Raw genomic sequence first — 4,020 nt, forward strand, 5'->3', positions numbered from 1 at the left:
TTGCCGGTAACATCGGGCACGATCCTGTTTACAGGTCGTGCCCTTTGTCTTTCTGGTAACTCCTGTTTTTCAATCCCTGCTTTTTTCTGAACAACCAAGTGGCCATGAACGAAATTTCCGCTCCTGAGCAATACGATCTGCAAACCGCCGCGCTGAAGGTGCCGCCACATTCCATCGAAGCCGAACAGGCTGTGCTCGGTGGTCTGATGCTGGACAACAACGCCTGGGAGCGCGTGCTCGATCAAGTCTCCGACGGCGATTTCTACCGACATGACCACCGTCTGATTTTCCGCGCGATCGCCAAGCTGGCCGATCAGAACATGCCGATCGACGTCGTGACCCTGTCCGAACAACTGGACAAGGAAGGTCAGACCTCGCAAGTCGGCGGCCTCGGTTACCTCGGTGAACTGGCAAAAAACACGCCTTCGGTCGCCAACATCAAGGCCTATGCGCAGATCGTTCGCGAGCGGGCGACATTGCGCCAGTTGATCGGTATCAGCACCGAAATTGCCGACAGCGCTTTCAACCCGGAAGGCCGCACTGCCGCGGAAATTCTTGACGAGGCCGAGCGGCAGATTTTCCAGATCGCCGAGGCCCGGCCAAAAACCGGTGGCCCGGTGGGCGTCAACGACCTGTTGACCAAGGCCATCGACCGTATCGACACGCTGTTCAACACCGACAACGCCATCACTGGCCTGTCCACCGGCTACACCGACCTCGATGAGAAGACCAGCGGCCTGCAACCGGCCGACTTGATCATCGTCGCCGGCCGTCCGTCCATGGGTAAAACCACCTTTGCGATGAACCTGGTGGAAAACGCCGTGTTGCGCAGTGAAAAAGCGGTTCTGGTCTACTCGCTGGAGATGCCAGGCGAATCGCTGATCATGCGTATGCTTTCGTCCCTCGGTCGTATCGACCAGACCAAGGTGCGTTCCGGTCAGCTCGAAGACGATGACTGGCCGCGCCTGACCTCGGCGGTCAACCTGCTCAACGACCGCAAGCTGTTCATTGACGATACCGCCGGCATCAGTCCGTCGGAAATGCGTGCCCGGACCCGGCGTCTGGTGCGTGAGCACGGTGAAGTCGGCCTGATCATGATCGACTACCTGCAGCTGATGCAGATTCCGGGTTCCAGCGGTGACAACCGGACCAACGAGATTTCCGAGATCTCCCGATCCCTGAAAGCGCTGGCCAAAGAATTCAACTGCCCAGTGGTGGCGCTGTCGCAGCTCAACCGTTCCCTGGAACAACGGCCGAACAAGCGCCCGGTGAACTCCGACTTGCGTGAATCCGGAGCGATCGAGCAGGACGCCGACGTGATCATGTTCGTGTATCGGGACGAGGTGTATCACCCGGAAACCGAGCACAAAGGCATTGCCGAGATCATCATCGGCAAGCAGCGGAACGGCCCGATCGGCTTTATCCGCCTGGCGTTCATCGGTAAATACACGCGATTCGAGAACCTGGCGCCGGGCAGCTATAACTTCGACGATGACGAATAAGTCGTTATAGAGGTTTTTGTGGCGAGGGAGCTTGCTCCCGCTGGGCTGCGCAGCAGCCCCAATACCTGCGATGGTATTGATTCAGGCACACCGCAATTGCTGGTTTTGCGACTGCTGCGCAGTCGAGCGGGAGCAAGCTCCCTCGCCACATAGGTTGTGTGTGCCAAAGCGCTCACCAATTTCCGACCATAGCCGTCGGAATTGGTCAAAATTTGTGCTATATTCCGCGCCCGCGAAATTCAATGAAAGCCAACACCGGTTATCGACATGCAAGCAGCCAAGCCGTTATTTGACTATCCAAAATACTGGGCCGAATGTTTCGGACCGGCGCCATTCCTGCCGATGAGCAGGGAGGAGATGGATCAGCTCGGCTGGGATTCCTGCGACATCATCATCGTCACCGGTGATGCCTACGTCGATCACCCGTCGTTCGGCATGGCGATCATCGGCCGGCTGCTGGAGTCCCAGGGCTTTCGCGTCGGGATCATTGCCCAGCCGAACTGGCAGTCCAAAGACGACTTCATGAAGCTCGGCGAGCCGAACCTGTTCTTCGGTGTCGCGGCCGGCAACATGGACTCGATGATCAACCGCTACACCGCCGACAAGAAAATCCGTTCCGACGACGCCTACACCCCGGGTGGCATGGCGGGCAAGCGTCCGGATCGCGCGAGCCTGGTCTACAGCCAGCGCTGCAAGGAAGCCTACAAGCACGTGCCGATTGTGCTCGGTGGCATCGAAGCGTCCCTGCGCCGCATCGCGCACTACGATTACTGGCAGGACCGGGTGCGCAACTCGATCCTGATCGACGCCAGCGCCGACATTCTCCTGTACGGCAACGCCGAGCGTGCGATTGTCGAGGTGGCCCAGCGCCTGTCCTACGGTCACAAGATCGAAGACATCACCGACGTGCGCGGTACCGCGTTCATTCGTCGCGACACGCCCAAAGACTGGTACGAAGTCGATTCCACGCGCATTGACCGTCCGGGCAAGATCGACAAGATCATCAACCCGTATGTGAACACCCAGGACACCCAGGCCTGCGCCATCGAGCAGGAAAAAGGCCCGGTTGAGGATCCGCAGGAAGCCAAGGTCGTGCAAATCCTGGCCAGCCCGAAGATGACTCGCGACAAGACCGTGATTCGCCTGCCGTCGGTGGAGAAAGTCCGCAACGACGCGGTGCTCTACGCCCACGCCAACCGCGTGCTGCACCTGGAAACCAACCCGGGCAACGCCCGTGCCTTGGTGCAGAAGCACGGTGAGGTGGATGTCTGGTTCAACCCGCCACCGATTCCGATGACCACCGAAGAAATGGACTACGTCTTCGGCATGCCTTACGCGCGCGTTCCGCACCCGGCGTACGGCAAGGAGAAAATCCCGGCCTACGACATGATTCGCTTCTCGGTGAACATCATGCGTGGCTGCTTCGGCGGCTGCACCTTCTGCTCGATCACCGAGCACGAGGGCCGGATTATCCAGAACCGTTCCCATGAGTCGATCATTCGCGAAATCGAAGAGATTCGCGACAAGGTCCCGGGTTTTACCGGCGTGATCTCCGACCTCGGTGGCCCGACCGCGAACATGTACCGCATCGCCTGCAAGAGCCCGGAAATCGAATCCGCGTGCCGCAAGCCCTCGTGCGTGTTCCCCGGCATCTGCCCGAACCTGAACACCGACCACTCGGCGTTGATCCAGTTGTACCGCAGCGCCCGTGAGTTGCCGGGTGTGAAGAAGATCCTGATCGCTTCCGGCTTGCGCTACGACCTCGCGGTCGAGTCGCCGGAGTACGTCAAAGAGCTGGTGACCCACCACGTCGGCGGTTACCTGAAGATCGCCCCGGAACACACCGAGGAAGGTCCGCTCAACCAGATGATGAAACCGGGCATCGGCAGCTATGACAAGTTCAAGCGCATGTTCGAGAAGTACTCCAAGGAAGCGGGCAAAGAGCAGTACCTGATTCCGTATTTCATCGCCGCCCACCCGGGCACCACCGATGAAGACATGATGAACCTGGCCCTGTGGCTCAAGGGCAACGGTTTCCGTGCCGACCAGGTGCAGGCGTTCTACCCGTCGCCGATGGCCACTGCCACCGCGATGTACCACTCGGGCAAGAACCCGCTGCGCAAGGTCACCTACAAGTCTGACGCGGTGACCATCGTCAAGAGCGAAGAGCAGCGTCGTCTGCACAAGGCGTTCTTGCGTTATCACGACCCGAAAGGCTGGCCGATGCTGCGTGAAGCGCTGACCCGCATGGGCCGCGCCGATCTGATCGGCCCGGGCAAGGATCAACTGATCCCGGCGCATCAGCCGGCCACCGACAGCTACCAGAGTGCCCGTCGCAAGAACTCGACGCCGGCCGGCAGCCACAAGGTTGCAGGGGAAAAGACCACCAAGATCCTCACCCAGCACACCGGCCTGCCACCGCGCGCCAGCGATGGCGGCAACCCGTGGGACAAGCGTGAACAAGCCAAGGCTGCGGCGTTTGCCCGCAATCAGCAGGCAGCCAAGGAACGCAAGGATG

The 4,020-nt window shown here is 60.0% G+C and carries 2 protein-coding genes; both read left to right on the forward strand.

Features of this window, described 5'->3' with window-relative positions:
• Nucleotides 1-104: 104 nt before the first annotated feature.
• Entirely contained in the window at nucleotides 105-1,502 is a 1,398-nt protein-coding gene (gene dnaB / locus D8U18_RS00005) for a replicative DNA helicase (RefSeq protein WP_008058980.1), read from the forward strand.
• A gap of 267 nt (nucleotides 1,503-1,769) precedes the next feature.
• Nucleotides 1,770-4,020, forward strand: a 2,251-nt coding sequence (locus tag D8U18_RS00010) for a YgiQ family radical SAM protein (protein ID WP_131106757.1), incomplete at its 3' end; no start/stop codon positions are given.

Origin of the sequence: Pseudomonas sp. Sample_10, from assembly GCF_004321495.1 — a bacterium.
GTDB lineage: Bacteria > Pseudomonadota > Gammaproteobacteria > Pseudomonadales > Pseudomonadaceae > Aquipseudomonas.